This window comes from Rhizobium sp. 1399, assembly GCF_031455475.1.
Taxonomy (GTDB): domain Bacteria; phylum Pseudomonadota; class Alphaproteobacteria; order Rhizobiales; family Rhizobiaceae; genus Rhizobium.
On sequence record NZ_JAVDSU010000010.1, the window covers coordinates 141,817 to 156,729 of the forward strand.

Genomic DNA, 14,913 nt, shown 5'->3' on the forward strand with positions numbered 1-14,913 from the left:
GACATCAAGGCCGCCAAGGATCGGCATGGGCCGGTTCACGACCAGGCGGTCTGCCGCATTGCCTCGCCTGTTATCATCGCGGCGGAGACGGCAAGGTTGATCGAACGCTGGCCTTCCACCATCGGAATCAGAATGCGCCCGTCGGCGCGTTCATGCACATGATCGGGCACGCCGGCGCTTTCACGGCCGAAGAGCAGGATATCGTCGGGACGGAAGACGAAATCCGTGTAGCGCTGCGATGCCTTCGTGGTGGCGAGGATCAGGCGGCGGCCGGTGGCTGCGCGCCATTCCTCGAAGCGTTCCCAATTGACATGGCGGGTGAGGGCGGCGGTGGCCAGATAGTCCATGCCCGCGCGCTTCAGATTTCGATCGGAAATGTCGAAACCGGCGGGCTCGATGATGTCGACCGCAAAACCCAGGCAGGCGGCAAGGCGCAGGATCGTACCGGTATTGCCTGGGATATCGGGTTGATAGAGCGCCAGTCTGAGGTCTGCCATGGGAAATTGTCCGTTGAGATGATAAGCAACTTGCCTATCCGAACTGTGATTTTGAGGCAACAGAACGCTTTTTGACCTGTCGATGGCCACTTTCCGAGCGGTCGGGGCTGGAAATTTAGGCATTTTCGCGTTATCGGTGCATATCTTCAATCGCCAACAGGGAGCGCCGACATGGATATATTTGTGCTGATGCGTCTCCCGCCCGTGATGCCACGCTTGGCGATCTGGCGCATATAAGGCGCTTTTCTTTCCCCAATTGCCCATTTTGAATAATTGCGCGGCCATTACGGCCTCGCCCCTTGAGCCTCCGGTTCCCATATGTGCTTTCGTGCGCCCTAAGAGCGCAAAGCCGGGGCCGGAACGCGGAAGTTCTGGAGCGATTTCATGTTTGACTGGTTCGAACGGCGACTTAATCCCTATCCGAGCGAGGAGCCGGTCGCTCCTCCGAAGGGTCTTTTTGCCTTCTGCTGGCATTACAGCAAGCCGGCGGCGGGATGGCTTGCGCTCATGGCCTTCCTGACGGCGCTGATCGCAGTCGGTGAAGTGGCGCTCTTCCAGTTCCTTGGCGATATCGTCGACTGGTTGACGAATGCCGACAAGGCGACCTTCCTGCAGAATGAGGGTCACAAGCTGATCTGGATGGGTGCGCTGGTGCTGATCGGATTGCCGCTCATCGCCGGTCTCGATTCGCTGATCATGCACCAGATGATGCTCGGCAATTATCCGATGATCGCGCGCTGGCAGATGCACCGCTTCCTGCTGCGCCACAGCATGACCTTCTTTGCCAACGAGTTCGCCGGACGCGTGGCCACAAAGGTCATGCAGACGTCGCTTGCCGTGCGCGAAACGGTCATGAAGATCCTCGACGTCTTCGTCTATGTCGTGACCTACTTTCTGTCGATGATCGTCATCATCGCGGCTGCCGACTGGCGGCTGATGCTGCCGATCCTCGCCTGGCTCGGCATCTATGTCGGCATCGTCGCCTATTTCGTGCCGCGGCTTCGCAAGATTGCGGCGCAGCAGGCGGATGCTCGCTCGCTGATGACTGGCCGCGTAGTGGACAGCTATACGAACATTGCCACCGTGAAGCTGTTCTCCCATGCAGGCCGTGAAGAGGTCTATGCCAAGGAGAGCATGGACGGCTTTCTGGACACGGTGCACAGGCAAATGCGCAAGGTGACGCTCTTCCATATGAGCGTCTACATGAACAACTGCATTTCGCTGTTCATCATTTCCAGCCTGTCCATCTGGCTGTGGCTGAACGGCACGATCTCGGTCGGTGCGATTTCCATCGCCATCGGCCTTGCGATGCGCGTCAACGGCATGTCGCAGTGGATCATGTGGGAAGTCTCGGCGCTCTTCGAAAACATCGGCACCGTCTATGACGGGATGGAGATGATGTCGAAGCAGCACGATATCGTCGACAAGCCGGATGCGCCTGCGCTGACGGCGAAGAAGGGTGCAATCCATTACGAACGCATCGGCTTCCACTATGGCAAGGGCAAGGGCATCATCGACAACCTGTCGCTCGATATCAAGGCCGGCGAGAAGGTCGGTCTGGTCGGTCGCTCCGGCGCCGGCAAGACGACGCTGATGAACCTGCTCCTGCGTTTCTACGATCTGGAGGCCGGACGTATCACTATCGATGGCCAGGATATCTCAGATGTGTCGCAGGATAGTCTGCGCTCGTTGATCGGTGTCGTGACGCAGGATACGTCATTGCTGCATCGCTCGATCCGCGACAACATTGCCTATGGGCGTCCTGACGCAACCGATGAGGACGTCATCGAGGCGGCAAGACGGGCGAATGCCTGGGAGTTCATCGAAGGGCTTGTCGACATGCACGGCCGCAAGGGGCTTGATGCGCAGGTCGGCGAGCGCGGTGTGAAACTTTCCGGCGGCCAGCGGCAGCGTATAGCGATCGCCCGCGTCTTCCTGAAGGACGCACCGATCCTGGTGCTCGACGAGGCGACCTCGGCGCTCGATTCCGAAGTGGAAGCGGCGATCCAGGAAAACCTCTTCGCGCTGATGGAAGGCAAGACGGTCATCGCGATCGCCCACCGCCTGTCGACGTTGACCGAGATGGACCGGCTGATCGTGCTCGACAAGGGCCGTATAATCGAAAGCGGCACGCATGGTGAACTGGTCAGCCATGGCGGTATCTATGCCGATCTGTGGAATCGCCAGTCCGGCGGCTTCCTCGCCGATCACGAGGAAGAAGCCGAAGTCGCAGCCCAGTAAAATAAGCCCTTCCCGTTTCTGCGGGGAGGGCTTTTCTTTTGTCCTGCTGAAGAAATCAATTTTCCGCTTAGAGCGTGCGGACTCGGTCGGCGCAGAGGCTGTCGGCCCAGTCGATGACGCGATGATGCTCCACGACGATGATCGAGTTCGAAGCAAGCGACTGAAGCGTGAAAATCCGCAGCCGTTCCTCCCGTTCGATCCAGCTTGCGATGGCTTCCGTCACGATGCTGTCGCGCGGCACATCCAGCGCGTCCGCCAGGGCGTCGAGCTTTTCCGCAAGGGAAAGCGGAAGATGCGCATTGAGCGTTTTCGTTTCCATATCTGCGGTCTCCGGTAAGGCGCGATCATGGCACGAGATCGTGGCTGCTTCCACCCGTATCAATGGAGATGACGCCGATATTACCGATCATTACGAAAATATAAGGTTGCGTCCGCCTTATATTCTCTTTGCCGCAATTCTGAACGGGCCTATATCGCGGTGATGCTGCTCACTCCGATCCTTCGCCTGTTCGAAACTTGGATAGATCCCTTCCGCGCCAGCGACAATCTTCAGCCGCCGCGCAATACTTTTGGATTCATCTGGTTCTATATCAGTCAGGCCAAGTGGCCGTTTATCGCCATGCTGATGCTCGGCGGCATGTCGGCGGCAATCGAAGCAGCCCTCTTCTGGTTCGTCGGGCGCCTCGTCGACATCCTCAGCACGATCAAGCCCGGAGCCGGCTGGGGCACGCTTCTGGCCGCCCATGGCGGCGAGATTTTCGGCATGCTGGCGCTGATCGGCATTGTCCGTTTTGTCGTTGCCTTCCTGATCGCGCTGATCGACCAGCAGGTGATCACGCCGGGTTTCTATAATCTGGCGCGCTGGCAGTCCTATCTGCATGTGTCGCGCCAGTCGCTTGCCTTCTTCCAGAGCGATTTTTCCGGCCGCATCGTTACCAAGGTCTGGTCGGCGGGGCAGGCGACGGGCGATCTCGTGACGTCGCTGATGGAGAGCGTCTGGTTCGTCGGCATCTATGCCGTCACCACGCTGGTTCTCGTCGGGCAGCTCGATTTTTCGCTGGCGGCGGTGGTTCTCTTCTGGCTGGCGGCTTTCAGCGTGCTTGCCCGCTATTTCGTGCCGCGCATCCGCTATCACTCGCGTGAAACCGCAGAGGCAGCCTCGCTGCTCAATGGCCGCATCGTCGATGCCTACAGCAATATCCAGACGCTGAAGCTCTTCGCACGCGACGAGGAGAGCGACCGCTACATGCTTGACGGCTTCAACGCCTATCAGGAAACGGTGCTGAAGTTCACGCGTTTCATCACCGGGGTTCGTGCGTCTATGGCGCTGCTCTCGGGCCTGATGATCGTCACCATGGCCGGCCTCAGCATCGATCTGTGGCTGCGCGGGCTGATCAGCTCGGGTGGGGTCGCCTTTTCGCTGACGCTGGTTCTGCGGTTGAACTTCCTTCTCGGCCGATTGATGACCCAGTTTAACGGCATCATGCGCAATCTCGGCACCATTCAGAATGCGGCCGAGCTGATTTCCCAACCGCTGCATCTCGTCAACCGCCCCGATGCGAAAGAACTCGTCATCAAGCAGCCCGGTATCCGTTTCGAAAATGTTTCCTTCCACTACGGCAAGGAGAATGCGGTCATCGACAATTTTTCGCTGACGATCCGTCCTGGCGAAAAGGTCGGCATCATCGGCCGCTCCGGTGCGGGCAAGTCGACGCTGGTGAATATTCTCCTGCGTCTTTACGATCTCGAAGGTGGGCGCATTCTGATCGATGGGCAGGATATCGCCGCCGTCACCCAGGAATCATTGCGCATGCAGATCGGCATGGTCAGCCAGGATACGTCGCTGCTGCATCGCTCCGTGCGTGACAATATCCTCTTCGGCCGGCCCGATGCCGGAGAGGAACGCCTTGTCGAGGCTGCCGGACGCGCCGAAGCGCTCGATTTCATCGAGCGGCTGCGGGACCAGCAGGGGCGCAAGGGTTTTGACGCGCATGTCGGCGAGCGCGGGGTCAAGCTCTCGGGCGGCCAGCGCCAGCGTATCGCCATTGCGCGTGTGATGCTCAAGGATGCGCCAATCCTTGTTCTCGACGAGGCGACGTCGGCGCTCGATTCGGAAGTGGAAGAGGCGATACAATCGAACCTCAACCGCGTGATGGAAGGCAAGACAGTGCTTGCGATCGCCCACCGGCTTTCGACCATCGCCGCACTCGACAGGCTTGTCGTGATCGACCGCGGCAAGATCATCGAGGAAGGCACGCATGATGCGCTTCTCAAGCAGGGCGGGCTTTACGCCGAGCTCTGGGCACGCCAGTCGGGCGGCTTCCTCGCTTCCGATGACGATACGCGCTCAGTATTCGCGAACGAAATCGCTGACTAGGCCGTAATGGTTCGAGCCGAAGCTGTCCTCCAGCCGGCTCGTCGAGCGGATGAGCAGCGGCGGTCTTGCGAAGATATGGTCGATGCTGATGCCGAACGAGCCGGCGCTGACCGGCCAAGTGGTTGGTTCCGGGAAATCTGTGGTCAGGCCGGTTCCGCGCAGAAAGTGCTGAATCGTCGGCGCGAGGATCGAGGAATTGAAGTCTCCGGCGACCACCAGAGCCCCCGTGTGAGATTGCATGAAAGTCGGGAGATCCTGGAGTTCGTCAGACTGGAAATCATCAAAATATGGCTTGGACAGGTGAGGGAACAGGAAATCGACAGGCGTTCCATCGAAGTCGATCGAAACCGACACGAGCCGCTTTTTCCAAAGCTCGCCGATGTCATGGATCTCCTGCTGGACAAAGGGACGCTTCGACAGCACAAGCGTATCGCATGTCTCGCTCGCATCGCAGCCGATACGGTAGGGATAGAGTTGCAGAAGCCGTGGCAACTGCGCAAAGACCGGCTCGGCCTCCATGATGTCGACCACATCGGCGCCTGAAGCCAGTATGGCGTCGGCAATCCGCTCACCGTTTTCAAAATTGTCATTCTCGATGTTGAAGGACATTAGCCGGAAAAGGCGAGGGGCATTCTCCGGAGGCGTCCTGCCGGCGAATTCGCGCAGCATGATGACACCGTGGATATTCAGGAAGGTTGCCACCGCCAGCATCAGAAAGCCATACCAGTGCCGCTTGAAAAAGAGGGCAATGACCGCGCCGACGGCGCAAACGATGCTGAGATGAATCTGGAAGCTGTAAACGAGCGAAAGCAGCCAGAAATCGGTAAAATAGCGGAGCGAAACGAGGGCCAGGACAATGGTGATGAGGACGCTCAATATGCAGAAAACAGTATGCCTCATCGGCGCAAATCCAAATTCATATGGCAAACTCACCAGCGCCTAACACGCCCCCTCGTTTGTTGCAACGCAGCAAAGTTGCAAGCCAGTGATTGCCTTAAAAAATTCACTGAAATTTCCCGCGACATTGTGCCCCCATCCCCTTGCCAAGGCTGGACATAATTTGCGATCAAGCATAGAACGCGCCGGATTGGTGGGGAATCTATGGCCGAAATTTGTTCTGATAGATTCGCCGCCTCTGGAGGGGCAGGGCGGAATTCCGCGACAATTGCGCAGAGGATGGTTAAGCCGTGAGCGAACACGTAACGACAAGCGAGGCCTCAGAGCCCACTCGCCGTGATTTCCTTTATCTCACCACTGGCATGGCTGGTGCGGTCGGTGCCGTTGCGGTTGCATGGCCGTTCATCGACCAGATGCGCCCCGATGCGTCGACGCTGGCATTGGCTTCCATCGAAGTCGATGTCGCAAGCCTTACGCCCGGCATGTCGCTGACGGTCAAGTGGCGCGGCAAGCCGATCTTCATCCGCAACCGCACGCCGGAAGAAGTCAAGGCCGCCGCCGACGTCCAGCTGTCGGATCTCAAGGACCCGATCGCTCGCAACGCAAACCTTCCTCCCGACGCTCCGGCAACGGGCGCCGACCGCTCGGGCGGCAAGGATAAAGAAAACTGGATCGTCATGATCGGCACCTGCACCCATCTCGGCTGCGTTCCGCTCGGTCAGGCCGGTGAATACAATGGTTGGTTCTGTCCCTGCCATGGCTCGGTCTACGACACGGCCGGCCGCATCCGCAAAGGTCCGGCGCCGCAGAACCTGGCGATTCCGACCTTTTCGTTTTTGTCCGACACGAAGATCAAGATCGGTTGAGGGGAGACTGATTAATGAGTGGCCATTCCAGCTACGAACCATCAACCGGCCTGGAAAAGTGGGTCGATGCGCGCCTTCCGCTGCCGCGCATGGTCTATGACAGCTTCATTGCCTATCCGGTTCCGCGGAACCTGAACTACGCTTACACTTTCGGCGCCATGCTCGCCGTCATGCTGATCGTACAGATCCTGACGGGTGTCACGCTCGCCATGCACTATGCCGCCGACACGACGATCGCCTTCAACTCCGTTGAAAAGATCATGCGTGACGTCAACCACGGCTGGCTGCTGCGCTACATGCATGCCAACGGCGCTTCGTTCTTCTTCGTCGCAGTCTACCTGCACATCGCCCGCGGCCTCTACTACGGCTCCTACAAGGCGCCGCGCGAAATCCTCTGGATCCTCGGCGTCGTCATCTACCTGCTGATGATGGCAACCGGCTTCATGGGCTACGTTCTACCCTGGGGCCAGATGTCCTTCTGGGGCGCGACTGTTATCACCGGCTTCTTCTCGGCCTTTCCGCTGGTCGGCGAATGGGTTCAGCAGTTCCTTCTCGGCGGCTTCGCCGTCGACCAGCCGACGCTGAACCGTTTCTTCTCGCTGCACTACCTGCTGCCCTTCATGATCGCCGGCGTCGTTGTCCTGCACATCTGGGCTCTGCATGTGGTCGGCCAGACGAACCCGACGGGCGTTGAGGTCAAGACCAAGACGGACACGGTTCGTTTCACGCCTTACGCAACGCTCAAGGATGCGCTCGGCGTCTCGGTCTTCCTGATCGTCTATGCCTACTTCGTCTTCTACCTGCCGAACTATCTCGGCCATGCCGACAACTACATTCCGGCCGATCCGCTGAAGACCCCGGCCCACATCGTTCCGGAATGGTACTTCCTGCCGTTCTACGCGATGCTGCGTTCGATCACCTTCAACGTCGGTCCGATCGACTCCAAGCTCGGCGGCGTCCTCGTCATGTTCGGCGCGATCCTCGTGCTGTTCTTCCTGCCTTGGCTCGACACTTCGAAGGTGCGTTCGGCGGTTTATCGTCCGTGGTTCAAGCTGTTCTACTGGCTGTTCGTGATCAACGCGATAATCCTCGGCTGGCTCGGTTCGCAGCCTGCAGAAGGCCTGTACACGACGATTTCGCAGGTCTGCACACTCCTCTACTTCGCCTTCTTCCTGGTCGCGATGCCGGTTCTCGGTCTGGTGGAAACACCGCGCCGTATTCCGAACTCGATCACTGAAGCGGTGCTCGAAAAGCGCAACAAGATTGCTGCGGCCAAGGCCTGAGCGAGCGACGGGAAGGAATAGAAACATGAAAAAGCTTGTTGCAAGCATTCTGTCGCTCGCGGTCACAGCCGGTGTTGCCGGTGTGGCTTTTGCTCAGGAAGCGGCGGCTCCGGCCGCTCATCACGAGGAAAGCGCTACGCCGCATTATCCGCTGAAGGAGCCCAAGGAAATCGACTGGACCTTCGCAGGTCCGTTCGGTCACTACGACAAGGGCCAGCTCCAGCGTGGCTTGAAGGTCTACACGGAAGTCTGTTCCGCCTGTCACTCGATGAACCTCGTACCCTTCCGCATGCTGAGCGAGCTCGGCTATTCGGATGCGCAGGTGAAGACCTTCGCGGCCAATTACGAAGTCCAGGACGGCCCGGATGCCAGCGGTGAAATGTTCACCCGCAAAGCGGTTCCGTCTGACCACTTCCCGTCGCCCTATCCGAATGTGGAAGCGGCTGCTGCCGCTAACAACGGTGCGGCTCCGCCTGACATGTCGCTGCTCGCCAAGGCGCGCGAAGTCGAGCGCGGCTTCCCGCAGTTCGTCTTCGACATCTTCACGCAGTATCAGGAAAGCGGCCCCGACTACATTCACGCGCTGCTGACCGGCTACGAAGAGCCGCCGGCGGGCGTCAAGGTGGCGCAGGGCTCGCATTACAATCCGTATTTCCATGCCGCTGACGTGCTCGCCATGCCGAAGCCGCTCTCCGACGACCAGGTCACCTATGACGATGGTTCGCCGCAGACGGTCGATCAGTATTCCAAGGATGTCTCGTCGTTCCTGATGTGGGCGTCCGAGCCGCACCTCGAAGAACGCAAGCGCACCGGCTTCATGGTCATGATCTTCCTGCTGATCTTCACCGTGCTGATCTACCTGACCAAGCGGTCGATCTATTCCCGGACCGATCACTAAGCGGCCCCTTAGTCCCGAGGAAAAGGCGGCTTTTTAGCCGCCTTTTTTATTTGGTTTGATCCGACGCAGTTGATAGTGTGCGGGCGCTTTGTGCCCCTCGCAGATACGGATTATCGATGAACAATACGCTTTCGGAGCTTGCGGCCAGCATCCGCTCCATTCCGGATTACCCCAAGCCCGGCATCATCTTTCGCGACATCACCACGCTGCTCGGCAATCCGCGTGCCTTTCGCCGGGCGGTCGATGAGCTCGTGCAGCCCTATGCCGGTCTGAAGATCGACAAGATCGCCGGCATGGAAGCGCGGGGCTTCATCCTCGGCGGCGCGGTTGCGCATCAGCTTTCCTCGGGCTTCGTGCCGATCCGCAAGAAGGGCAAGCTGCCGCATGACACGGTGCGCATCGCCTATAGCCTGGAATATGGCGTGGACGAGATGGAGATGCACCGCGATGCCGTCCAGCCGGGCGAGAAGGTAATCCTCGTTGACGATCTGATTGCCACGGGCGGCACTGCTGTGGGCGCGACACAGCTTCTTCGCCAGATCGGCGCGGAAGTGGTCGGTGCCTGCTTCGTCATCGACTTGCCGGATCTCGGCGGCCGCAAGAAGCTCGAAGATCTCGGTGTCGACGTGCACACGCTCGTAGAATTCGCCGGTCATTGAGCATCTCAATTTCAGTAGAGCCGTTGCAAGCTCTGCTGAAATTGCTCCAGCCGGATCATTCGAATTCCAGCACGCTGCTTTCGAAACGGATGACGGGAATACCGTCCTGATTGACGCCTTCACAAAGAATGGTGTTGAGATGCCAGCCCGGCCGCGACGCAAGCGGCCGGCCCGAGAGAAAGGTCACGGAGTAGCTGACCGTCTCATCGACAAAAACCGGCTTCAGCCATTGCAGCTTCTGGAAGCCGGGTGAGGGGCCAAGGTTCGGCGGTTCCAGGCCCTCCTTCTTCAGGCGGTCAATCTCCGCCATCCAGTATCTGAGGAAGCATTGCATCCAGGCGGCCGTCGTGTGCCAGCCAGAGGCGCAGAGCGCGCCGAACATGGTGTCTTTCGCGGCCTGGCTATCGGTATGGAAACGCTGCGGATCGTATTTACGTGCGAAGCGGAGGATATTTTCCTCTGTAAAGACGTAGGTGCCGATCTCAACCTTGTCGCGGGCAGCGTAAAGTTCGGTCATTCTCATAAGCCAGCCTCCGGGCTACCACGCATGCCGAAGATGACGGAATTTTCCGACAGACAGACCAGTTCGCCGCGCTGGTTTTCCACCTCGTGGCGGAATTTGACGATGCCGAGGCCTGGACGCGAGCGCATCGGACGCGCCTCCAGCACCGTCGAATGGCCGGAGAGAGTGTCGCCTGCCAGCACCGGTTTGCGCCATTCCATGAAATCGACGCCTGGTGCACCTTCGCAAAGCGAGTTCAGCACGAAACTGTCGGCCATCATGCGCATGAACATCGCCGAAGTGTGCCAGCCGGAGGCGGCAAGGCCGCCGAGGATGCTGGCGCGGCCTGCCGCTTCGTCCAGATGCATCGGCTGCGGGTCGAACTCCGCGGCGAATTCGATGATTTCGGGTGCCGTTAGCGGCTTCGGGCCGAGCGGGAAGCGCCGGCCGGGCTGGAAATCCTCATAGGCGAGCTTTTCTGCAGGCATCAGGGTCTCTCATCATAGGCAGGCCTCATTGCTTACAATAGCATCCGCGCGGGCTCAATGATTCCCTGGGGGCGAACCAGAATGGCAGAACTAAGGTCGATACTCGATGAGGCGGCGCGGGAGGGGCTGATTACCGCCGAGGCCGGCGAGAGGCTGGCGCCGTTCCTTGCGGCGCGTGGCGTGACCGTCGAGGCGCAGGCGGCCGGGCCTGAAGAGCCTGCCTGGTCTGATACCGAGACACCGCGCTTCGTGCGCGGCTTCCACGATGTACTGATCACCATCGGCATTCTCATCGCACTTGCGGGCCTCTGGGGGCTTGCCTCGCTCTATGCGGTGCTGCCTGCGATCCTGGTGCTGGCGGAAATCCTCGTGAAGCGCCAGCGCCTCGCGCTGCCGGCTGTCGTGCTGACGCTGGCGGTTTTTGCCTGGACCTTCCGGATGATGCTGTCGGTCTATCCCTCCAATGCCGATCTGTGGCTGACCGGTGATGGCATCGATAGGTTCATCGTCGCATTCCCTGTCATCATGGGGCTTTTCTATCTGCGCTACCGTGTGCCGCTTGCGCTTGCGCTTAGCATCTTCTCGGGGCTGGCCCTCGTCCTCGCGCTTGTCTTCCGCCTGCTGCAATGGGGGAGCGGCGACGATGCCTTCATTCTCAACCATCCGACGCTCGTGTCGATCATCCTGTTTGCCAGCGCCGTTGGCCTGTTCGTCGCCGCACTCGGCTTCGATCTCAGCGACAGGTTCCGCCGCACGACGCGATCGGATGTCGCCTTCTGGCTTCATCTCGTCGCCGCGCCGGCTCTGCTTTACAGCATCCGGATATTGCTCTCACTAGACGGCGGCTGGCTGGATATCATGGACGCCAGCTCCTTCAAGACGCCTGTTGTCGTCGTGATCGTCGCGCTGCTGATGCTGATTGGCCTGATCATCGACCGGCGCGCTTTCGTGACGTCCGGCCTGTTGACACTGGGACTGGCGATCTATGGGATATTCCAGCAGGGGAGTGCGACCGTCGATACTTACATCTTCGGAACGCTTGTTGTCGTCGGCGTGATCGTGCTCGTCATCGGTACGGGCTGGATGCCGCTTCGGCGCATCGTGCTGCGCGCTTTGCCCTCAGGCGTCGTGGAAAGGCTGCCGCCGGGCTGAGCAGCATTTAAAGCATATGGCGACCTGAAAGATCACCACATGCTTTAAGTCTTTGTCCTGCACATGTCGTTGTCGCAAAACCGCTGCACACTTTTGCGCGACATGCTTTGGTCAATCAGGTGTTGAAGCGGAAGTGGATGACGTCGCCGTCCTGGACAACATATTCCTTGCCTTCGTCGCGCGCCTTGCCGGCTTCCTTGGCGCCGACTTCGCCGCCGAACTGGATGTAGTCGTCATAGGCGATGGTGTTGGCGCGGATGAAGCCGCGTTCGAAATCCGAGTGGATGACGCCGGCCGCCTGCGGCGCCTTGGTGCCACGCTCGATCGTCCAGGCCCGCGTTTCCTTCGGGCCGACCGTGAAATAGGTGATGAGATGGAGCAGCTTGTAACCGGCGCGGATCAGGCGGTCGAGGCCCGCTTCGTCAAGACCGAGGGCCGAGAGGAATTCCTTGGCCTCCTCGTCCGGAAGCTGGGCGACTTCGGATTCGATCGCCGCCGAGATGGTGACGGTTTCGGCACCCTGAGCCTTGGCCATCGCAGCGACGGCCTCGGTATATTTGTTGCCGGTCGAGGCATCGCCTTCGGCGACGTTGCAGACGTAGAGAACCGGGTGCGATGTCAGAAGGTTGAGGCCCTTCAGTATGTTGGTCTCTTCGGCATCGAGCTTCGAAAGCAGCGTGCGGACTGGCTTGCCGTCCTGCAGCAGCGCCAGCGAGGCTTCCATGATCGGCAGCATTGCCATGGAATCCTTGTCCTTGCCAGTGGCGCGCTTGCGCGTCTGCTCGGTACGGCGCTCGAGGCTGTCGAGGTCGGCGAGCATCAGTTCGGTCTCGATCGTATCGGCGTCGGCAACCGGGTCGATGCGGCCTTCCACGTGGGTGATGTCGCCGTCTTCGAAGCAGCGCAGCACATGCACAATGGCATCGACTTCGCGGATATTGGCAAGGAACTGGTTGCCGAGACCTTCACCCTTCGAGGCGCCGCGCACGAGGCCGGCAATATCGACGAAGTTGATCCGGGTCGGAATGATTTCCTTCGACTTGGCGATATTGGCAAGCTTCTGCATGCGCGCGTCGGGAACGGCCACTTCGCCGGTGTTCGGTTCGATCGTGCAGAAAGGATAGTTCGCCGCCTGTGCTGCCGCCGTCTTGGTGAGCGCATTGAAGAGGGTCGATTTGCCGACATTCGGCAGGCCGACGATACCGCATTTGAAGCCCATGGCTGAAACCTGCTGTTCTCTAGAATTCCTTGGCCGTGCCTATGGGATAAAGGAGGGGAGCGGTCAAGTCTTAGAGAGCTTTTCTCGCGGCTCCCTTGCCGACAGGGTCTAGTGGCCTTATTCTTATTGCGGCGGGATTTTTGCCGACACCGAGTGTCGAAATTCTGCAATCGAAATAGTTTAGTTAGATCGAACCCCCTTCCCATGTCATCAAGGGCGGATTTCCGATGGTTGACAACGATATTGCCTTGAAACCCAAAACCAGAACGAAGCTCAAGCTGGACAAGCCGAAGCTTTACAAAGTCATTCTCGTCAATGACGATTATACGCCGCGCGAGTTCGTCATCATGGTGCTGAAGATCGTCTTCCGCATGAGCGAGGATACCGGCTACCGCGTGATGATGACGGCGCACAAGCTCGGCTCGTGCGTAGTGGTTGTCTGCACTAAGGACATAGCGGAAACAAAGGCCAAAGAAGCCATCGACCTTGCCAAGGAGATGGACTTTCCGCTGATGTTCACCACGGAGCCTGAGGAATAAGGGCCTGAGAAATAGGACAGGCGTCTCAAGACGGCCGGCGGATATGGTAGCCGGTCTTGTCCTGCATGAAACCGCAATTTTCATAGAAACGCAGTGTCGCCGGATTTTTCGATCCGGTCAGCAGCATGACCTTGTAGCAGCCGGCATTCCAGGCTTGCGCAATCGCATGCCGGATGACCCTGCCGGCATAACCTTGCTTGCGGTGATCGGCGTGGGTGACGACGTTTTCGATCAGTGCGTAAGGGGCGCCATTGCGCGTCAGGTTGGGCACGATGATCAGCGTGACGGTCGCAGCAGCAATCTCGCCGGCAACGCCAATGAGGACCGTCATGCCGGGCTGCGCGAGAATGGCGGAGAAACGTTCCATTGCCACATCAGGCGCGAGGACCGGATCGGTCGGGCTGAGGTGCTGGTAAAGGGTGATCAGGTTCTGCAGATCGCCGACGACCGCAGGTCGGATGATGAAATCCCCGCCAGCCATAGCGTTCAGTCGCCCTTGTTGCCGAACATCTTCTTCAGCATCTCGGCCATGGGACCGGTTGCAGGAAGCTTCTGCTGGCTCTGATTGCGGGCCTGATGGATATGGGACTTTCCCGCCGGCTTCTTCTCCGGTTTCGGCTTTTCCTCTTCCGCTTTACCGCCCAGCGCCAGCGCGATCTTGTTCATGAGCTGGGAATCCTCTTTGCGGACCAGCATCTCGGCATTGTCGGCAAGCGTGTCGAGCAGTGGCTCCAGCCAGTCGCTGTCGACTTTGGCGAAATCGCCGAGCACATGGTTATGCACCAGTTCCTTGACGCCGGGATGGCCGATGCCAAGGCGCAGCCGGCGATATTCCTTACCGCAATGGGCGTCGAGCGACTTGATGCCGTTGTGGCCGCCATGGCCGCCGCCGGTCTTCAGCCGCGCCTTGCCGGCCGGCAGATCGAGCTCGTCATAGATCGCCACGAGATCGGAAGGCTGCAGCTTGTAGAAGCGCATGGCTTCGCCGACTGCTTCACCCGACAGATTCATGAAGGTCTGCGGCTTGATCAGCAGCACCTTCTCACCCGCCAGTTCGCCTTCGGAAATCTCTGCCTTGAACTTCTTCGACCAGGGCGAAAAGCTGTGGCGGCGGTAGATGGCATCCACCGCCATGAAGCCGATATTGTGCCGGTTGCCGGCATATTTCGCGCCGGGATTGCCGAGACCCGCAATGATCAGCATGGCCTGTCTTCCTTGCAAGAGCTGTTGGCGTTCACCACCGCGAAATGGCGGCAAAGTCAAGTGGCAAAGGCAGGTGTGAACGGCAGGCGGCC

The 14,913-nt window shown here is 59.3% G+C and carries 16 protein-coding genes; 8 read left to right on the top strand and 8 right to left on the bottom strand.

Annotation, left to right across the window (positions count from 1 at the left end; all coding sequences use genetic code 11):
• Positions 1-35: 35 nt before the first annotated feature.
• Positions 36-497, bottom strand: a complete 462-nt coding sequence (locus J2X71_RS26955; RefSeq protein WP_310386939.1) for a tRNA (cytidine(34)-2'-O)-methyltransferase — start codon at positions 495-497, stop codon at positions 36-38.
• Between the two features lie 384 nt (positions 498-881).
• On the opposite strand from J2X71_RS26955, the gene J2X71_RS26960 reads away from it, so the two are divergent.
• Complete coding sequence (locus J2X71_RS26960; protein WP_310386941.1) at positions 882-2,738, top strand: ABC transporter ATP-binding protein; 1,857 nt, start codon at positions 882-884, stop codon at positions 2,736-2,738.
• A 67-nt stretch (positions 2,739-2,805) separates the two neighbouring features.
• Here J2X71_RS26960 and J2X71_RS26965 read toward each other — a convergent pair whose 3' ends face one another.
• A complete protein-coding gene (locus tag J2X71_RS26965) occupies positions 2,806-3,057 on the bottom strand; it encodes a CopG family ribbon-helix-helix protein (RefSeq protein WP_007824443.1) in 252 nt (83 codons plus the stop codon).
• 162 nt (positions 3,058-3,219) lie between these two features.
• Here J2X71_RS26965 and J2X71_RS26970 point away from each other — a divergent pair, with 162 nt between their 5' ends.
• Positions 3,220-5,115 carry an ABC transporter ATP-binding protein gene (locus J2X71_RS26970; protein ID WP_310387135.1) on the top strand — a complete coding sequence of 632 codons (1,896 nt, stop codon included), beginning with the start codon at positions 3,220-3,222 and terminating at the stop codon, positions 5,113-5,115.
• Here J2X71_RS26970 and J2X71_RS26975 read toward each other — a convergent pair.
• On the bottom strand, positions 5,086-6,015 hold the full coding sequence (locus tag J2X71_RS26975; RefSeq protein WP_310386944.1) for an endonuclease/exonuclease/phosphatase family protein: 930 nt from the start codon (positions 6,013-6,015) through the stop codon (positions 5,086-5,088). The two genes, J2X71_RS26970 and J2X71_RS26975, sit on opposite strands and share 30 nt — an antisense overlap.
• Before the next feature lie 287 nt (positions 6,016-6,302).
• On the opposite strand from J2X71_RS26975, the gene petA reads away from it, so the two are divergent.
• From petA to J2X71_RS26995, 4 genes are all read left to right on the top strand, one after another.
• On the top strand, positions 6,303-6,878 hold the full coding sequence (gene petA / locus J2X71_RS26980; RefSeq protein WP_310386946.1) for a ubiquinol-cytochrome c reductase iron-sulfur subunit: 576 nt from the start codon (positions 6,303-6,305) through the stop codon (positions 6,876-6,878).
• Positions 6,879-6,892: 14 nt separating this feature from the next.
• Positions 6,893-8,161 carry a cytochrome b N-terminal domain-containing protein gene (locus tag J2X71_RS26985; protein WP_310386948.1) on the top strand — a complete coding sequence of 423 codons (1,269 nt, stop codon included), beginning with the start codon at positions 6,893-6,895 and terminating at the stop codon, positions 8,159-8,161.
• A gap of 25 nt (positions 8,162-8,186) precedes the next feature.
• Positions 8,187-9,059 carry a cytochrome c1 gene (locus J2X71_RS26990; protein WP_113322015.1) on the top strand — a complete coding sequence of 291 codons (873 nt, stop codon included), beginning with the start codon at positions 8,187-8,189 and terminating at the stop codon, positions 9,057-9,059.
• Between the two features lie 116 nt (positions 9,060-9,175).
• Positions 9,176-9,718: an adenine phosphoribosyltransferase gene (locus J2X71_RS26995; protein ID WP_310386951.1), complete on the top strand. Its 543-nt coding sequence runs from the start codon at positions 9,176-9,178 to the stop codon at positions 9,716-9,718.
• A gap of 55 nt (positions 9,719-9,773) precedes the next feature.
• Here the strand turns inward: J2X71_RS26995 and J2X71_RS27000 are convergent, their stop codons facing one another.
• Entirely contained in the window at positions 9,774-10,241 is a 468-nt protein-coding gene (locus tag J2X71_RS27000) for a MaoC/PaaZ C-terminal domain-containing protein (protein WP_310386953.1), read from the bottom strand.
• Complete coding sequence (locus J2X71_RS27005; protein ID WP_310386955.1) at positions 10,238-10,708, bottom strand: MaoC family dehydratase; 471 nt, start codon at positions 10,706-10,708, stop codon at positions 10,238-10,240. Before J2X71_RS27005 ends, J2X71_RS27000 begins: the two co-directional genes overlap by 4 nt.
• A gap of 81 nt (positions 10,709-10,789) precedes the next feature.
• Here J2X71_RS27005 and J2X71_RS27010 point away from each other — a divergent pair, with 81 nt between their 5' ends.
• The gene (locus J2X71_RS27010; RefSeq protein ID WP_310386957.1) at positions 10,790-11,860 is read left to right on the top strand and encodes a hypothetical protein; all 1,071 of its coding nucleotides are present in this window, start codon (positions 10,790-10,792) and stop codon (positions 11,858-11,860) included.
• A gap of 115 nt (positions 11,861-11,975) precedes the next feature.
• Here J2X71_RS27010 and ychF read toward each other — a convergent pair whose 3' ends face one another.
• A complete protein-coding gene (ychF, locus tag J2X71_RS27015) occupies positions 11,976-13,079 on the bottom strand; it encodes a redox-regulated ATPase YchF (protein ID WP_310386959.1) in 1,104 nt (367 codons plus the stop codon).
• Between the two features lie 227 nt (positions 13,080-13,306).
• Here ychF and clpS point away from each other — a divergent pair, with 227 nt between their 5' ends.
• The gene (gene clpS, locus J2X71_RS27020) at positions 13,307-13,618 is read left to right on the top strand and encodes an ATP-dependent Clp protease adapter ClpS (RefSeq protein ID WP_037100028.1); all 312 of its coding nucleotides are present in this window, start codon (positions 13,307-13,309) and stop codon (positions 13,616-13,618) included.
• Between the two features lie 25 nt (positions 13,619-13,643).
• Here the strand turns inward: clpS and J2X71_RS27025 are convergent, their stop codons facing one another.
• Together J2X71_RS27025 and pth are read right to left on the bottom strand one after the other, a co-directional pair.
• On the bottom strand, positions 13,644-14,099 hold the full coding sequence (locus tag J2X71_RS27025) for a GNAT family N-acetyltransferase (protein ID WP_310386962.1): 456 nt from the start codon (positions 14,097-14,099) through the stop codon (positions 13,644-13,646).
• Between the two features lie 5 nt (positions 14,100-14,104).
• A complete protein-coding gene (gene pth, locus J2X71_RS27030) occupies positions 14,105-14,821 on the bottom strand; it encodes an aminoacyl-tRNA hydrolase (RefSeq protein WP_037100023.1) in 717 nt (238 codons plus the stop codon).
• Between the last annotated feature and the right edge of the window lie 92 nt (positions 14,822-14,913).

Bases quoted from the DNA above. Each gene is read 5' to 3' on its own strand.
- J2X71_RS26955 (WP_310386939.1), bottom strand. From the start codon at position 497: ATGGCAGACCTCAGACTGGCGCTCTATCAACCCGATATCCCAGGCAAT.
- J2X71_RS26960 (WP_310386941.1), top strand. From the start codon at position 882: ATGTTTGACTGGTTCGAACGGCGACTTAATCCCTATCCGAGCGAGGAG.
- J2X71_RS26965 (WP_007824443.1), bottom strand. From the start codon at position 3,057: ATGGAAACGAAAACGCTCAATGCGCATCTTCCGCTTTCCCTTGCGGAA.
- J2X71_RS26970 (WP_310387135.1), top strand. From the start codon at position 3,220: ATGCTGCTCACTCCGATCCTTCGCCTGTTCGAAACTTGGATAGATCCC.
- J2X71_RS26975 (WP_310386944.1), bottom strand. From the start codon at position 6,015: ATGAGGCATACTGTTTTCTGCATATTGAGCGTCCTCATCACCATTGTC.
- J2X71_RS26985 (WP_310386948.1), top strand. From the start codon at position 6,893: ATGAGTGGCCATTCCAGCTACGAACCATCAACCGGCCTGGAAAAGTGG.
- J2X71_RS26990 (WP_113322015.1), top strand. From the start codon at position 8,187: ATGAAAAAGCTTGTTGCAAGCATTCTGTCGCTCGCGGTCACAGCCGGT.
- J2X71_RS26995 (WP_310386951.1), top strand. From the start codon at position 9,176: ATGAACAATACGCTTTCGGAGCTTGCGGCCAGCATCCGCTCCATTCCG.
- J2X71_RS27000 (WP_310386953.1), bottom strand. From the start codon at position 10,241: ATGAGAATGACCGAACTTTACGCTGCCCGCGACAAGGTTGAGATCGGC.
- J2X71_RS27005 (WP_310386955.1), bottom strand. From the start codon at position 10,708: ATGCCTGCAGAAAAGCTCGCCTATGAGGATTTCCAGCCCGGCCGGCGC.
- J2X71_RS27010 (WP_310386957.1), top strand. From the start codon at position 10,790: ATGGCAGAACTAAGGTCGATACTCGATGAGGCGGCGCGGGAGGGGCTG.
- ychF (WP_310386959.1), bottom strand. From the start codon at position 13,079: ATGGGCTTCAAATGCGGTATCGTCGGCCTGCCGAATGTCGGCAAATCG.
- clpS (WP_037100028.1), top strand. From the start codon at position 13,307: ATGGTTGACAACGATATTGCCTTGAAACCCAAAACCAGAACGAAGCTC.
- J2X71_RS27025 (WP_310386962.1), bottom strand. From the start codon at position 14,099: ATGGCTGGCGGGGATTTCATCATCCGACCTGCGGTCGTCGGCGATCTG.
- pth (WP_037100023.1), bottom strand. From the start codon at position 14,821: ATGCTGATCATTGCGGGTCTCGGCAATCCCGGCGCGAAATATGCCGGC.